This window comes from Microvirga aerilata, from assembly GCF_016743775.1.
GTDB lineage: Bacteria > Pseudomonadota > Alphaproteobacteria > Rhizobiales > Beijerinckiaceae > Microvirga > Microvirga aerilata.
Genome location: NZ_JAEQMY010000026.1, coordinates 26235 through 40423 on the forward strand (window position 1 = coordinate 26235; position 14189 = coordinate 40423).

Annotated in this window: 14 protein-coding genes; 8 read left to right on the forward strand and 6 right to left on the reverse strand. The window is 64.0% G+C overall.

Features of this window, described 5'->3' with window-relative positions:
- The first annotated feature begins 159 nt into the window (after positions 1-159).
- The 3 genes from JKG68_RS17200 (at position 160) to JKG68_RS17210 (ending at position 3355) form a co-directional block, all read left to right on the forward strand.
- Positions 160-825: a trna delta -isopentenylpyrophosphate transferase gene (locus JKG68_RS17200; protein ID WP_202061976.1), complete on the forward strand. Its 666-nt coding sequence runs from the start codon at positions 160-162 to the stop codon at positions 823-825.
- A 108-nt stretch (positions 826-933) separates the two neighbouring features.
- A complete protein-coding gene (gene recD2, locus JKG68_RS17205; protein ID WP_202061978.1) occupies positions 934-3123 on the forward strand; it encodes an SF1B family DNA helicase RecD2 in 2190 nt (729 codons plus the stop codon).
- Between the two features lie 64 nt (positions 3124-3187).
- Complete coding sequence (locus JKG68_RS17210) at positions 3188-3355, forward strand: hypothetical protein (RefSeq protein WP_202061980.1); 168 nt, start codon at positions 3188-3190, stop codon at positions 3353-3355.
- On the opposite strand, the gene JKG68_RS17215 is transcribed toward JKG68_RS17210, so the two are convergent.
- Positions 3298-4962, reverse strand: coding sequence for a glycosyltransferase (locus JKG68_RS17215; RefSeq protein WP_202061989.1), 1665 nt, complete (start codon positions 4960-4962; stop codon positions 3298-3300). The genes JKG68_RS17210 and JKG68_RS17215 overlap by 58 nt on opposite strands.
- Positions 4963-5248: 286 nt before the next feature.
- On the opposite strand from JKG68_RS17215, the gene JKG68_RS17220 reads away from it, so the two are divergent.
- Positions 5249-6127 carry a transporter substrate-binding domain-containing protein gene (locus tag JKG68_RS17220; RefSeq protein WP_246515533.1) on the forward strand — a complete coding sequence of 293 codons (879 nt, stop codon included), beginning with the start codon at positions 5249-5251 and terminating at the stop codon, positions 6125-6127.
- Between the two features lie 102 nt (positions 6128-6229).
- Complete coding sequence (locus JKG68_RS17225) at positions 6230-7951, forward strand: lysine--tRNA ligase (RefSeq protein WP_202061993.1); 1722 nt, start codon at positions 6230-6232, stop codon at positions 7949-7951.
- 112 nt (positions 7952-8063) lie between these two features.
- Here JKG68_RS17225 and JKG68_RS17230 read toward each other — a convergent pair whose 3' ends face one another.
- Positions 8064-8696, reverse strand: a complete 633-nt coding sequence (locus JKG68_RS17230) for a S24 family peptidase (protein WP_202061994.1) — start codon at positions 8694-8696, stop codon at positions 8064-8066.
- A gap of 152 nt (positions 8697-8848) precedes the next feature.
- Here JKG68_RS17230 and JKG68_RS17235 point away from each other — a divergent pair, with 152 nt between their 5' ends.
- Both JKG68_RS17235 and JKG68_RS17240 read left to right on the forward strand, forming a co-directional pair.
- A complete protein-coding gene (locus JKG68_RS17235) occupies positions 8849-9193 on the forward strand; it encodes a DUF952 domain-containing protein (RefSeq protein ID WP_202061996.1) in 345 nt (114 codons plus the stop codon).
- Positions 9190-10275 (forward strand): quinone-dependent dihydroorotate dehydrogenase, encoded by a 1086-nt coding sequence (locus tag JKG68_RS17240; RefSeq protein ID WP_202061998.1) that lies wholly within the window; start codon positions 9190-9192, stop codon positions 10273-10275. The genes JKG68_RS17235 and JKG68_RS17240 overlap by 4 nt, the downstream gene beginning before the upstream one ends.
- Positions 10276-10287: 12 nt before the next feature.
- Here the strand turns inward: JKG68_RS17240 and JKG68_RS17245 are convergent, their stop codons facing one another.
- Complete coding sequence (locus JKG68_RS17245) at positions 10288-11625, reverse strand: MATE family efflux transporter (RefSeq protein WP_202062000.1); 1338 nt, start codon at positions 11623-11625, stop codon at positions 10288-10290.
- A 17-nt stretch (positions 11626-11642) separates the two neighbouring features.
- The gene (locus JKG68_RS17250; protein ID WP_202062002.1) at positions 11643-11903 is read right to left on the reverse strand and encodes a DUF6460 domain-containing protein; all 261 of its coding nucleotides are present in this window, start codon (positions 11901-11903) and stop codon (positions 11643-11645) included.
- Positions 11904-11998: 95 nt separating this feature from the next.
- Here JKG68_RS17250 and JKG68_RS17255 point away from each other — a divergent pair, with 95 nt between their 5' ends.
- Positions 11999-12940, forward strand: a complete 942-nt coding sequence (locus JKG68_RS17255; protein WP_202062004.1) for an alpha/beta hydrolase — start codon at positions 11999-12001, stop codon at positions 12938-12940.
- On the opposite strand, the gene JKG68_RS17260 is transcribed toward JKG68_RS17255, so the two are convergent.
- Both JKG68_RS17260 and JKG68_RS17265 read right to left on the reverse strand, forming a co-directional pair.
- Positions 12937-13608 carry a response regulator gene (locus JKG68_RS17260; protein ID WP_202062006.1) on the reverse strand — a complete coding sequence of 224 codons (672 nt, stop codon included), beginning with the start codon at positions 13606-13608 and terminating at the stop codon, positions 12937-12939. The genes JKG68_RS17255 and JKG68_RS17260 overlap by 4 nt on opposite strands.
- A gap of 128 nt (positions 13609-13736) precedes the next feature.
- Positions 13737-14189 (reverse strand): secondary thiamine-phosphate synthase enzyme YjbQ, encoded by a 453-nt coding sequence (locus tag JKG68_RS17265; protein WP_202062047.1) that lies wholly within the window; start codon positions 14187-14189, stop codon positions 13737-13739.

A 14189-nucleotide genomic window follows, 5' to 3' on the forward strand; every position in this document is an offset into this window, starting at 1 on the left:
TTTATTTTGATAGAGTTTTGCGCTCGGCGCAGCCGTTCCAAATTGGACCTTCGGGGCAGAATTTGCTATAGAACAAAGATCGAACGCGCCTGCTGCAAACAAGGCCATGGGACGAGCGCGGAACCGGTGTGCGGGCTGCTGTGAAAGTTAGGATCGAGGATGAATACGACCGACAAGAAAATATCCGAGGTGCTTGCGAAGTTCGGCGAGCCGATGGCCGGGAACGTCTGGCGCGTCCAGGGCACGGCCGTCATCTACCACAAGAGCCTCGAACGCATCGCGGCTCAAGCCAAGGTCATCTTCGACGAGCCCAAGATCATCCGCGCCGAGCGTGACGAGGCCGTCATCCAGGTGACGGGCCGTATGGGTGATCGCGTGGAGTGGTCGATCGGCGAAGCCTTGATCGGCGTCAACTATCGTGTCTCCGGCAAGCAGGCGGCTTACGTCTACGCCATGGCCGAGAAGCGGGCCAAGGATCGCGTGATCCTCAAGCTCATCGAGCTGCATGGCTATGTCTACTCGGAAGAGGAAGCCGACGAGTTCAAGCAGGGACGGCCCGGCTTTGCCGATCCGCATGTGGAGCTTGAGAAGACCGAGCCCCAGAAGGGCAAGGTCGAAGCGGCAAGCTCTAACGGCAAGGTCGAGGACGAGCTGAAGCAGAAGATCACCAAAGCCAAGACCATCAATGCGGTCACGGATCTGATGCTGCATGCCGATACGCAGAAGACCCTCAACGATCTGCCGGAAGGCATTCGCGACGAGATCCGCGATTTCGCCAAGGCTCGTCTCGTCGAGCTCGGCTGGCCGACCAAGAAGGCAGCTTGATCTGGTTGCGACAATAGGCGAGGCGGCATGAGCCGCCTCGTTTTCGTTTGATGTTTCCGTTCCTTTTGATCTTCCTTTGCGTTCCGGCGCCCATGGTTTCGCTGATCGATGCCGAAGTCCTCCGCCCTAGCGGCCTCCGATCAGGAGGCGCTGTCCTTAGCCGAACATCTGGTCGGCTCCATCGAGCGGGTGACGTTTCACAACGATGAGACCGGCTTCTGTGTGCTGCGCGTCAAGGCGCGTGGACACCGCAAGCCCGTTGCCGTTGTCGGCCATGCCCCATCGGTTGCCATCGGCGAGGTTGTCGAAGCGAATGGAGAGTGGCTGCACGACCGCAATCACGGGGTGCAGTTTCGCGCCAACCAGCTCGCAACCTCGACCCCGACCACTTCTGAAGACCTGCAGCGGTTTCTCGGCTCCGGCCTTCTGAAGGGCGTCGGACCAGCCGTTGCGCAAAGGCTCATCGCCTCCTTCGGGTCGCGCATCCTCGAGGTGATCGAAAAGAAGCCGCACGAGCTGACCCGTGTCCACGGCATCGGCATGGCGAAGGCCTTGAGCATCGGCGAGGCCTGGGCCGAGCATCGGGCGCTCAAGGATATCGCAGCCTTCCTGAATGCGAACGGCATCGGCGGCTTTCTGCTCACGCGGGTCTATCGTGCCTACGGAGTCGGCGCCATCGACATCGTCCAGGTCAATCCCTACAGGCTCGCCCTGGACATTCCGGGCTTCGAGTTCCCCCTGGCCGATCAGGTGGCCATGCGGCTCGAGATCGAGCCGACCGCGGAGGTGCGGCTGCAGGCCGGTCTCACGAGCGTTCTGACGGAGGCCGTGAGAGAGGGACATTCGGGTCTGCCGGCGGAGGACCTGCTGCGGCAGGCAGGCGCGCTGCTGGACATCCCCGAGGCTCGGCTGAAGCCCGTGCTCGATGCCCAATGCGCGGCAGGACAGCTTGTCTCCGACGACATCGACGGACGTCGCTGCGTCTTTCTCAAGAGCCTCTACGGGGCTGAGCTCTATATCGCGCAGCGTTTGAAGGAGATCGCGGCAGGCATGCATCCCTGGGGCAGGCTCGACAGCGCCCAGGTGATCGCGGACGCGGAGGCGGCTACCGGTGTTTCCTATTCGCCGAGCCAGCGTGAGGCTCTCGCGGCGGCCTGCCGCGCCAAAGTGCTCGTCGTCACGGGCGGCCCGGGTGTCGGCAAGACGACCCTCATCAAAAGTCTCACGCATCTCTGCACGCGTCACGAGCTGACGATCGCCCTGTGCGCGCCGACGGGGCGGGCCGCAAAGCGCCTTGCGGAAAGCACGGGTTTTCCCGCCAAGACCGTTCACCGGCTCCTGGAAGCCTCCGAGGGCGGGTTTCGGCGCAACGCGAAGGCTCCGCTCGACTGCCACCTTCTCGTCGTGGATGAGGCCTCGATGCTCGACATCCGCCTCATGGCGGCGCTCCTGCGCGCCCTTCCCGACGAGGCCTCCCTGCTGCTCGTCGGCGACGTGGATCAGCTCCCCTCCATCGGTCCCGGACAGATCCTCGCCGACATCATCGCGTCCGGTGCCGTTCCGGTCGTGCACCTGAAGGAGGTGTTCCGGCAGGAGCGGGAAAGCCGCATCATCACGGTCGCTCACGCCATCAATCGCGGGCTGGTGCCCGATCTGGAGCACCAGGCGGATTCGGACTTCTACTTCGTCGAGGCGGACACTCCGGCGGACGCGATGACCAAGATGACGATCCTCATGCGCGACCGGATCCCGAAACGGTTCGGCCTCGATCCCGTGCGCGACATCCAGGTGCTGTGTCCCATGAACCGGGGACGCCTCGGCACGCATATGCTGAACGGCGAGCTGCAGCAGCTGTTCAATCCTCCCGGCCTTGAAAGCCTGCACAGAGCCGGCTGGGTCTACGGGCCAGGCGACAAGGTCATGCAGGTGAGGAACGATTACGAGCGCGACGTGTACAACGGCGAGGTCGGCATCGTGCGCGAGGTGAGCCGCGACCATGGCGAGCTCACGGTCGCGTTCGATGACAGGCTCGTGGTCTACACGCTCAAGGAACTCGACGAACTGGCCCTGGCCTATGCGGTGACGATCCATAAGGCGCAAGGGTCGGAGTATCCGGCGGTGATCATCCCTGTCGCGCTCCAGCAGGTCTCCATGCTGCGGCGCAAGCTTCTCTATACGGGCGTCACGCGGGCCAGCCGCCTCGTCGTTCTGGTGGGGAGCCGGGCGGCGCTGTCTCAGGCGGTTGCGCACGAGGAGGAGCCCCGCTTGTCCAGGCTGCGGAACTGGCTTCAGGCCTGATCCCTTTCATCCGCGTCTGAGGTGGCCTATAATGAGTTCTTCGATACACGCCCGAAGAGCCGCGATGAGCATCGAGACCGGAAATATCCCCCAGCAGGAGCGGCGGGTTCGCATGAGCCTGCTCGCAGGAGCCCTCCTGTGCCTGCTCGGGTCGGGCGGTCTCCTATGGTGGCGCTATGGCGGCGCGGTCTTCAACGATCTCGTGCTGACCAGCCTGGCCTGGTGCTTCTGAAACAACCCGGCCCGCGATGTGCGGGCGAGGCCATGGCTCGTCTTGTTCCAGCGGAACGGCGCGACGGCCAGCTCCCATAAGGCCCGCCAGGCCGCCATGCTGACGAGCACATAGTAAACAGGCAGCAACGGAACCCAGGGCAGCAGCCGCCAGAGGCCGCGTCTGTGAAGGGCTAGGCAGGCTGGAATGAAGATCGATGCCGCGCCGAAGAAGAACAGGGTCAGGCTGCAGGCATGCACGGCGGCCTCCCAGCGCGAATGCGGGGGCCGGGAGGCTCCGTAACCCCATGCCGTCACCAACATCCCGGTCAGGATCGGGTAGACGAGGGCACTGAGAACGCTTCCCATGCTCAGGACCAGCGCCGCATAGAAGCGCCAGATCCCCAGCTGTGAGAGCATGGTCCAGGGCTTGCGCGAATGGCTGATGCTGGTCTGCACATAGCCTTTCATCCATCGTGTCCGCTGGCGCATCCAGGCCCTGAGGGTGCTCGGCGCCTCCTCAAGGGTGGAGGAGGGAAGATCCATCACGTCGTGCCCGAGGCGGGCGAGGCGCAGGCCCAGATCGGCATCTTCCGTCACGTTCCAGGCATCCCAGCCATGGATGTCCCTCAACACCGAGGTGCGAAAATGGTTGGACGTTCCACCTAAGGGGATCGGGCTGCCGATCTCCGCGAACCCTGGATTGAGCACATCGAACAGGGCGGCATATTCGATGGTGAAGAGTCGCGTCAGCCAGGAATCGTCGGTGTTGTCGATGGTGAGCCGGGCCTGAAGACAGGCGACCTTCGACGGAAGCTGTGCAAACCGTGCCGCAGCCAGGCGCAACTGCCCGGGATCCGGCACGTCTTCGGCATCGTAGATGACGGTATACTGCCCACGTGCCAGGGGTAGGGCGACGTTGAGGGCCCGCGGCTTGGTGCGTGGTGCGCCCCTCGGGGCGATCACCCTATCGATATTGCCGGGCATGGCGATGGAGCCGAGAGCCTCGAGCGTTTCCAGATCGTCGGTCTCGAGCACGAGCTTGATGTCCAGTTTGGCCGCGGGGTAGTCGATCCGCGCCAAGGCGTCGATGAGGCGCGCCGCGATGCGCTTTTCCCGATAGAGCGCGACGATGATCGTGTAGACCGGCAGGGCGGCGTCCTCGACACGGAGCGTCCGGATCGCCGGCTCCACAGGGTTGTCCAGAAGCGATGCCGCAAGACGGAGAACGATGATCCCGAGAAACAGAAGGCTCATGGAAGCTCCCAGGATCCCCAGGGTAAGGCCTGGAGCCAGAAAGCCGCCAAATGAGAGGACCATGGCCAGAGCCGACAGCACGGCCAGCTGAAACGGGCTGATGCCATTCCGGGCAGAAAGATCGGGCGCTCGTTTGGGCAGGTCAAAGGCTGCGCGATGGGCGATTGAGGGCGCTTGGGCCTGAAAGACAGCCCTTGCCAAACGCGATGGCGTCGTGATCGCAAGCGGCCGGCCACGAGGGCGGGCCTTCAGGAGGTGGACGAGCGAAGCCCCACGAGGGGCCAGCACGTAGCCATGCCCCGTCAGGGGCGCCAAGCCTGCCAGGATGCTTCCGGGATATTGTGCTGCCGCTGACAGGCGGGGAGTTGCCAAAAAGGCATCTGAAGCTCGGCCGCGAGGGCCCGATAGAAGGCGTTCTCGTCGACGAGACCGTGTTTGAGGAGAAACTCGTCTGCCGAGACCCCTGTCCATTGGGCCAGGATAGCAGCCTGATGCAAGGATTCCGGCGCGTGGCCATGATGGGCCAGGAAGCCGATCTCGATTGGCAGCGCTGTTGACTGTGAGCGTCTCTCCGCTAGACCCTGCCTCATGAGCGAGGGACACGGGTTGGAAGTGTTCGTCGGCGATGCGTAGCAGCGTGCAAGAGAATGGCGTCTTGATGGTTCAGAATATCGTTACATTGGTCGCCTGCTTTCGGCACAAGATCAAGCCCTCTCGCCTCGGCTGGTCAGCCTTGTCGCTCTTTCTGCTGCTCGGGACCGCCCAGGCTCAGGGTGTGGCCATCCCGAACTTCTGGGATCCACGGGCTCAGCTCGAACGGCCGGAGCTGCCGGCGACGCGCACGATCCGCTTCCTTGTGGACGACGATTTCCCGCCGCTGCACTTTCCAGGATTGGACGGCAACCCGACCGGACTGTCGGTTGAGCTCGCCCGGGCCGCCTGCGAGCGTTTGACCCTGACCTGCACGGTGCAGGTCCGCCGCTTCGACACGTTGCTCGACGCCTTGAGCGAGCGCCAGGGCGACGTGGTGGCCGCAGCCATTCCCGTGACGGCCGACCTCAGGCAACGCTTTGCCGTGACCAGCCCCTATTTCAAGATCCCGGCGCGCTTTGCCGTCCGTCGGGATCGCAATCAGCCCTCTCCCGACGCAAAGGCTTTGAGCGGCAAGAACATCGGCGTCGTCCAGGGCACGGCCCACGAGGCCTTCGTCAAGGCTTTCGTTCCCGGTGCGGCGCTCAAGCCCTATCCTGAGCTTGTTGCCGCGCAGACAGCTCTCAAGGCGGGCGAGATCGACTACCTGTTTGCCGACGGCCTCGGCCTGGCCCTCTGGATCGGCGGGGAGGAGGCCGGCGGCTGCTGCGACTTCTCCGGCGGTCCTTATCTGGAGAGCCGCTTTTTCGGGGAGGGGATCGGATTCATCACCCGGACGGACGACGAGGCCTTGCGCCGGGCCCTCGACTTCGCCCTGCAGCAGCTTTGGAAGGAAGGAAAATACGCCGAGCTTTATCTGCGCTTCTTCCCTGTCAGTCCCTTCTAGCGCTTGCTCCGCCCAGGGACAGACCGGTTACCGCATTGACCCTTGCGTGTCCGGTCCCTAGTGTGCCGCGCTTCTGGAAGCATTTCCTGCAAGCATAGGCCCATGTCTCAACCTTTGTCTCTCGATCCCGCTCTGATTGAAGCCGCCCAGACTGCCACCGCCTGGCCTTTCGAGGAGGCGCGCAAGCTCGTCGAGCGGCTCAAACGGACCGGAAAGAAGGAGGCCCTGTTCGAGACCGGCTATGGCCCCTCGGGCCTGCCGCATATCGGCACCTTCGGCGAGGTGGCCCGCACCAGCATGGTGCGCAATGCTTTCCGGGTTCTGACCGGAGACACCATCCCGACCCGCCTCATCGCCTTCTCGGACGACATGGACGGCCTGCGCAAGGTTCCGGACAACGTGCCCAACAAGGAGCTGGTCGCCTCCGCTCTCGGCAAGCCCTTGACCCAGGTGCCGGATCCGTTCGGGACGCACGAGAGCTTCGCGCACCACAACAATGCCCGCCTGCGCGAATTCCTCGATGCCTTCGGGTTCGATTACGAGTTCCTGTCCGCCACCGAGTGCTACAAGGCAGGCCGGTTCGACAAGACCCTGCTCACGGTGCTCGAGCGCTACGATGCGGTGATGGCGATCATGCTGCCGTCCCTGCGCGAGGAGCGTCAGCAGTCCTACTCGCCCTTCCTGCCGGTTCATCCGAAGACCGGCATCGTGATGCAGGTGCCCATCGACGAACGCAAGTTGGACGCGGGCACCATCGTCTGGCGCGACCCGGCGACGGGCGAGCGCTTCGAGACGCCGGTGACCGGCGGCCATGCCAAGCTGCAATGGAAGCCCGATTGGGCCATGCGCTGGGTAGCGCTCGGCGTCGACTACGAGATGGCCGGCAAGGACCTCATCGACAGCGTGAAGCTCTCGGGCGAGATCGCCAAGGCTCTCGGCGGCCTGCCGCCGGACGGGTTCAACTACGAACTCTTCCTGGACGACAAGGGCCAGAAGATCTCCAAATCCAAGGGCAACGGGCTGACCATCGACGAGTGGCTCACCTACGGCACGCCGGACAGCCTCAGGCTGTTCATGTTCAACAAGCCGCGCGAGGCGAAGAAGCTCTATTTCGACGTGATCCCGCGGCAGGTGGACGATTACCTGACATTCCTGGAGAAGTACCCGGCGCAGGACGCCAGGATGCGCCTGATGAACCCGGTTTGGCATCTCCATGCGGGCAACCCGCCGGCTCCCGAGCTGGTGTCGTCAGGCGGAGGCAATCAGCCTGGCACGACGATCTCCTTCTCCATGCTCCTCAACCTGGTGGCCGTGGCGAATTCGGAAGATCCCGGCGTGCTCTGGGGCTTCATCCGCCGCTACGCGCCGGGCGTCTCGCCCGAGACCCATCCGCGTCTCGACAGCCTTGCGAAGCGGGCCGTGCGCTACTTCGAGGATTTCGTGAAGCCGCAGAAGACCTATCGTCTGCCCGACGAGGTCGAGGCCGCTTCCCTGCGGCGCCTGGAGGAGGCGCTCGGATCGTTCGAGGCGGAAGGCCGCCCTGCAACGGCGGAGGCGATCCAGGACGAGATCTACAATGTCGGACGCACCGAGCCGCGCTATCAGGATTTCAAGGCCAAGGGCGCAACGCCCGAGCGCCCCGGCGTGTCCATCGAATGGTTCAACACGATCTATCAGGTTCTGCTCGGCGAGCCTCGCGGTCCGCGCTTCGGTTCCTTCGTGGCCCTGTACGGCGTGAAGGAGTCGCGGGCGCTGATCAGGAAAGCCTTGGCCGGCGATCTCGTGCGCGAGCACGAGGCCTTCCTGAAGGAGCGCGCGGCCTAGAGCATCGGACCCAAAAGTGAATTTGCACTCTTGGAGGCTTTCCGCTGCTCATTCTTGAACGAGCGCATCGTGCGAAAAACCGGGTTCACCTTTTCCCACGATGCGCAAAAGACTATTGGCGCGCCCACATGACCCGGGCAGCCCATACGATCTCTTCCGTCGAGATCACCTGGTCCTCCTGATCCTTGCCGAGGGACGTCATCTCCACGGTCTTGGCCGAGCGGCGCTTGAGCTCCTTGGCCAGGATCTCCCCGGTGGTCGTGCACACGACGATCCTGTCGCCCTTGCGCGTGCTGGCCGTCGGCGAGACGATGAGAATGTCCCCGTCTCGGTAGAGCGGAGCCAAGCCGTCTCCTGTGACCTCAAGGGCAAACACCTTCTCCTGGCCGAAATCGGGAAACTCGATCTCGTCCCAGCCGGGGCCGCCGCTCGGCAGGCCCTCCTCGTTGAAGATCTTGCCGGAGGCTGCTTCCTCCATGCCGATCAGCGGGATCATGGAGCGGCGCAGGGAGCCCGAGGGCTCGACGAGACGCAGGAAGTCCTCCAGGGTCGCACCGGTGGCTTTCAGGATCTTGGAAATCGACTCCGTCGAGGGCCAGCGCTCCCGGCCCTCGGGACTGACGCGTTTCGATTTATTGAAGCTGGTCGCGTCGAGACCAGCCTTGCGAGCCAGTCCGGATGCGGTCATGCCATGACGAGAGGCCAACGCATCGATAGCAGCCCAAACGCGCTCGTGAGATAACATTGTACAAACCTTCGCCTAGAGCGAAATTACTGAAAGCGAACCTATGATTAGGAATTAAGAGTGTTCTAAGGCTAAACAACTGGCAACTAACTATTGAGACAATATGTCTAATAGGGATTGCTCCAGAAGCGACGCACGGTTACCTGAATTCCATGAGCATTATTTACAAAATTTGCCCCGCTTTTCTGTGGCGGGAGGCTGAAAACGCCGGATCTTTTCAGGGAGCTCCCATCGATATCCAGGATGGGTACCTCCACTTTTCTACCGCCGAGCAGGTTTTTGAAACGGCAGCAAGGCATTTTGCCGGACAAGACGATCTGTTGCTGATCGCCATCGATGCCGACTCGCTGGGCGATGCATTGCGATATGAAAGCTCACGCGGTGGGGATCTGTTTCCGCATCTCTACGCTCCCTTGAACCTGTCCGCCGTGCTGTGGGTGAAGCCGCTTCCTCTCGGCACCGATGGTCAACACGCTTTTCCGGATCTTGCTCCATGATCGGCGCGCTCTTTTCCCTGGCGAAACCCGCTCTTCACGCGCTCGATGCGGAGACGGCGCATCAGCTGACGATCAGAGGCCTTTCGCTGATGCCCGTGACGTCCGCGCCAGCGGACGACCCGAGGCTCGGGTTGAATGTGTTCGGTAAGGCGTTTCCCAATCCGGTCGGGCTTGCGGCGGGCTTCGACAAGCAGTGCGAGGTTCCCGACCAGCTCCTAGCCCTTGGTTTCGGCTTCGTGGAACTCGGTGGTGTCGTGCCGAAGCCGCAAGAGGGCAACCCGCGCCCGCGGGTTTTTCGGCTGACCCGCGACGAGGCGGTGATCAACCGCTTCGGTCTCAACAGCGATGGTCTCGCCATCGCGTGCGAGCGTCTCTCCCGCCGCAGAGGACGACCGGGAATCGTCGGCGTGAATATCGGGGCGAACAAGGACTCGACTGACCGCATCGCCGATTATGCCCTGTGCGTCGAGCGCCTGTGCGGGCTGGCCACTTTCCTGACGATCAACGTGTCCTCCCCCAACACGCCGGGCCTGCGCGATCTGCAAGGAGAGGCTTTCCTCGACGATCTTCTCGCCCGCAGCATCGAGGCGCGCGACAAGGCCGATCAGGGCCGGCAGAAGACGATTATCCTGCTCAAGATCGCGCCTGACATTTCGCTCGACACGCTCGATGCCATTGTCGCCGCTGCGCTCCAGCGCGGCATCGATGGACTCATCGTCTCCAACACCACGATTGCCCGCCCGGACAGCCTAAGAGAAAAAACCCTCGCATCGGAAACCGGTGGCCTGTCGGGCAAGCCGCTCTTCGTGCCGTCGACCAAGCTGCTCGCTGAGACCTTCCTGCGCGTGGAGCGCAAGATCCCGCTCATCGGTGTTGGTGGCGTCGCTTCCGCGGAAGCCGCCTGGACGAAGATCCGCGCGGGGGCGAGTCTCGTGCAACTCTACTCGGCCATGGTCTACAAGGGACCGGGTCTCATCGGTGACATCAAGAGCGGCCTGCTGCGGACGCTTGAAGCTGAGAAGACCTCAATGGCTCAAGTCCTTGGCCGCGATGCCTCTGCAATCGCGCAGGGCCGCTTTTGAGCGACACCGCGATCACGACAGGCTGGCGAAGGTCCTCTTGGCCAGCCGCGGATAGAGAATGAACTGGCCGATGCCTCTCGCGCTCAGGAAGACGAGCAGCGCGATCCACAAAGCCGTGTTGCCGAGGCCTCCCGCCGCGAGCAGAACCGCCCCATAGGCCAGGAAGGACGCTACCATGAGGTCGCGCATCGACCGGGTCCATGTAGCGCCCGTATAGATGCCGTCGAAGGCAAAGGCGGCGGCGCCGAAGAGGGGCGTCAGGGCTGCGAAGATCAGGTAGTCCCGCGCATAGGCTCGCACGTCCGGATTGGTCGACACGAAGTCGATGAACATCCCGCCGCCGATCAGGAAGACTGCCGATACGGCAAGGCCAAATCCAAGACTCCATCCCAGGCTCAGGCGAATGGCCCGGCGGAAACCCCGCTCGTCCCGCGCGCCGATGCTCTGGCCGCACAGGGTCTCGGCCGCGGTGGCAAAGCCGTCGAGGAAATAGCCGCCGATCAGGAACATGTTGTAGAGCACCGCATTCGCCGCGAGCGTCACGTCGCCCGATCTCGCGCCGAGCGCGCTGAAGATGGAGAAGGCCAGGATCAGCGCCACGTTGCGGATCATGATGTCCCGGTTCATGGCGAGCGTCTGCAGCATGGCCGCCCGGTTCATCACCTCCGGCAGGGCGACGGCGAAAGGGTTCGAGCCGAGGCGGCGCAGAACCAGGATGCCGAGGCCCGCGCCCAGCACCTCCGCCAGGGCCGTGCCGATGGCGGCCCCGGTGATGCCGAGCCCAAAGCCGAGAACCAGCATCATGGTCAGCACGATGTTGGCCACGTTGATCGCCACCTGCAGAAAGAGGCCGAGATCGGTGCGGCCGCGTCCAAGCGTCGAGCCGAGGATCACGTAATTGGCTAGCGTAAACGGTGCAGCCCAGATGCGGATGAAGAAGTAGGTGGACAGCGCATCCGTCACGGCCTGGCTCGCACCCGCCATGGAAAACGCGATGGCGGCGATCGGCCATTGCAGCAGGATCAGCAGAAGGCCTGTCAATCCCGCCACCAGGAGGGCGCGAGCAAGGGTCAGGTCGACCTCGTGCCGGTTGCCCGCGCCGGTGGCCTGAGCCGTGAGGCCTGCGGTTGCCATGCGCAGGGAGCCGAAGCTCCAGAACACGAAATCGAAGATGACGGCGCCCAGCGCCACGGCGCCAAGAAGATGCGCCTCTCCCAGCCGCCCGATCACCGTCGCGTCGACGAGGCCCAGCAGGGGCGTCGTCACGTGCGACAGGGTCATCGGCAGGGCGAGTGCGAGCATCCGCCGGTGGGAGATTTCGGGCCTCTGAGCCAGGGGAGCGCCGTCCATGCCGATCCTCGAAACGATCAGCGGCGGCTGAACAGGCGGGAGAGGAGCCAGAGCGGCACGACGATGATTGCGCCATAAAGCACCCAGACGCCCACCTCCCGCACGGTTTCGAAGCTGAGATCCAGGACGGAGCTGATCCAGTCGAACAGGCCTTCGATCAGCCCAAAGGGCGTGATGTCGAGGAAAGCCATGAAGGCGCCGACGAGCAGGGACAGGAAGACGAGCTTCACCAGCACGGAGCCGGGTGAGCCGCCGAGAAAACGGTTCAAGTTGGACATGCTTCTCATCTTGTCAGAAAGCGTAACTGGACCTGGGGCATTGCGTGTGCTTCATCGCAAGGGCCGGCGATGAACGCAACCACCTTGAGCCTCGCATGATCGATCCCGCCCTTTTCGACCCCTCCGCCATCAGCGACGAGATCCGCGCCCAGAACGCCGAGATCGTGGCAAAGCTCTCCAATCTGGGAGCTCTCTGGACCATGCCTCCCGAGGTGGTGCGGGAGAACCGCCGGAAAGGCCTGGGGCCTTTCCCGCTCATGCCGAAGAGCCCCCGGGCCACGACCATCGCGATCGATGGCCCCGGCGGGCCGATCCCCTTGCGCATCATCGCTCCCGAGAACCCGCGCGGCGTCTATTTCCACATCCATGGCGGCGGCTGGACCTGGGGCACGGCGGACGAGCAGGACCCCTGGCTCGATCGACTGGCCGAACGGTGCGGCCTGGCCGTGGTGTCGGTGGAATACCGGCTGGCGCCCGAACACCCTTTCCCGGCCGGCCCCGACGATTGCGAGGCGGCGGCCCTGTGGCTCCTGCGCGAGGCCGAGAGCCGGTTCGGTACCTCGCGCCTGTTCATCGGCGGCGAGTCGGCCGGAGCGCATCTGTCTGCCCTGACCCTGCTGCGTCTGCGCGACAAGCACGGCCTCAAGCCGTTCCGGGGCGCGAACCTCTTCGCCGGCTGCTACGACGTCAGCATGACCCCGAGCGTGGCTAATTGGGGCGACGAGCCGCTCATCCTGAACACCCCAGGGGTCAAGGTTTTCGCGGACAATTTCTGCGAGCCGGATCTCGACCGGCGCGACCCCGCGGTGTCGCCGCTCTATGCAGACCTTAAGGGCCTGCCGCCGGCGCTGTTCTCGGTGGGTACCCGCGACCTGCTGCTCGACGACACCCTGTTCATGGCCTCCCGCTGGGTGGCCGCCGGCAACAAGGCGGATCTCGCAGTCTGGCCGGGCGGCTGCCACGTGTTCATCCGCTTCGACAGCGCGCTCACCGAGCAGGCGCTGTCGCGGATCGATGGGTTTATCGAGGAACTCTAATCGGCCCCGGCCGGGGAGGGGCGCTGGGTCACGCCGATCTTGGAGGCGGCGATCACGGCCTGGGTGCGGCTGTCGACGCCCAGCTTGTCGAGGATGGCGGAGACGTGAGCCTTCACGGTGGCTTCCGACACGCCGAGCTCGTAGGCGATCTGCTTGTTGAGCAGGCCCTCGGACAGCATGGTGAGCACCCGCACCTGCTGGGGCGTCAGGGTGCCGAGGCGGCGGACCAAATCGGCCGTTTCCGCGTCTTCCGAGGCGGACAGGTCCACGTCCGGCGGGGTCCAGGTGTCGCCCGCGAGCACCGCCTGGATGGCGCCGCCGATGCTGTCGATGTCGATGGATTTCGGGATGAAGCCGGAGGCGCCGAAATCCATGGCGCGGCGGATCACGGTGGCCTCTTCCGTTGCGGACACGATCACGACCGGCAGTTCCGGGTATTGGGCTCTCAGCGACATCAGGCCGGAGAATCCCTGCACACCCGGCATGGTCAGGTCGAGCAGGATCAGGTCGACGTCCCGCTCCTGGGTCAAAGTCGCGTTCAGCTCATCCATGCCGCTCGCCTCGACCACCCGGGCCTGGGGCATCATGGAGGCAACAGCCTGCCTCAGGGCTCCACGAAACAACGGATGGTCATCGGCGATGATGATCGTGGTGGTTTGACTCTGCACGCTTGTCTTCTCCCACGAGAGGCTTCCCTGAGCCTTAGCCGCATCCCCGGCGAAATTGCAAGGCGGCAATCGAAAACCGCCGCCATTCTACCAGAAACCGCAGGGGGTAAAGGGGTTCGGGATGCGGATTATGCCCCGATCAGGTGCACAATAAGGTCGCGGCGGTGCGGCCTGTCCCGGTGCTCGGCGAGGTAGAGGCCCTGCCAGGTTCCCAAAACCATCTGGCCCTCCATCACCGGAATGCTCAAGGAGACCCCGGACAGCACCGTCCGGATATGGGCGGGCATGTCGTCCGGGCCTTCGGCGGCGTGGATATAGCCCGCATCCCGCGGCGCCAGCCGGTCGAAGGCGGTCATGAGATCCCGGCGCACGTCCGGGTCGGCATTCTCCTGGATGATGAGGGAGGCCGAGGTGTGCCGGCAGAAAACCGTCAGGAGGCCATGCAGGATGCCGGTCCCGAACACCCAGCGCGACACGGCTTCCGTGATCTCGGTCAGGCCCTGGCCGTCGGTTTCCACCAGAAGCCGGCCGTTGACCTGCTGGGTCACGCTGCCCTCGACGAGGGTTTCCACATTCAGCAT

Excerpts from the sequence above, each read along its gene's own strand:
- JKG68_RS17200 (WP_202061976.1), top strand. The coding sequence starts at position 160 with ATGAATACGACCGACAAGAAAATATCCGAGGTGCTTGCGAAGTTCGGC.
- recD2 (WP_202061978.1), top strand. The coding sequence starts at position 934 with ATGCCGAAGTCCTCCGCCCTAGCGGCCTCCGATCAGGAGGCGCTGTCC.
- JKG68_RS17210 (WP_202061980.1), top strand. The coding sequence starts at position 3,188 with ATGAGCATCGAGACCGGAAATATCCCCCAGCAGGAGCGGCGGGTTCGC.
- JKG68_RS17220 (WP_246515533.1), top strand. The coding sequence starts at position 5,249 with ATGGTTCAGAATATCGTTACATTGGTCGCCTGCTTTCGGCACAAGATC.
- JKG68_RS17225 (WP_202061993.1), top strand. The coding sequence starts at position 6,230 with ATGTCTCAACCTTTGTCTCTCGATCCCGCTCTGATTGAAGCCGCCCAG.
- JKG68_RS17230 (WP_202061994.1), bottom strand. The coding sequence starts at position 8,696 with ATGTTATCTCACGAGCGCGTTTGGGCTGCTATCGATGCGTTGGCCTCT.
- JKG68_RS17235 (WP_202061996.1), top strand. The coding sequence starts at position 8,849 with ATGAGCATTATTTACAAAATTTGCCCCGCTTTTCTGTGGCGGGAGGCT.
- JKG68_RS17240 (WP_202061998.1), top strand. The coding sequence starts at position 9,190 with ATGATCGGCGCGCTCTTTTCCCTGGCGAAACCCGCTCTTCACGCGCTC.
- JKG68_RS17245 (WP_202062000.1), bottom strand. The coding sequence starts at position 11,625 with ATGGACGGCGCTCCCCTGGCTCAGAGGCCCGAAATCTCCCACCGGCGG.
- JKG68_RS17250 (WP_202062002.1), bottom strand. The coding sequence starts at position 11,903 with ATGTCCAACTTGAACCGTTTTCTCGGCGGCTCACCCGGCTCCGTGCTG.
- JKG68_RS17255 (WP_202062004.1), top strand. The coding sequence starts at position 11,999 with ATGATCGATCCCGCCCTTTTCGACCCCTCCGCCATCAGCGACGAGATC.
- JKG68_RS17265 (WP_202062047.1), bottom strand. The coding sequence starts at position 14,189 with ATGCTGAATGTGGAAACCCTCGTCGAGGGCAGCGTGACCCAGCAGGTC.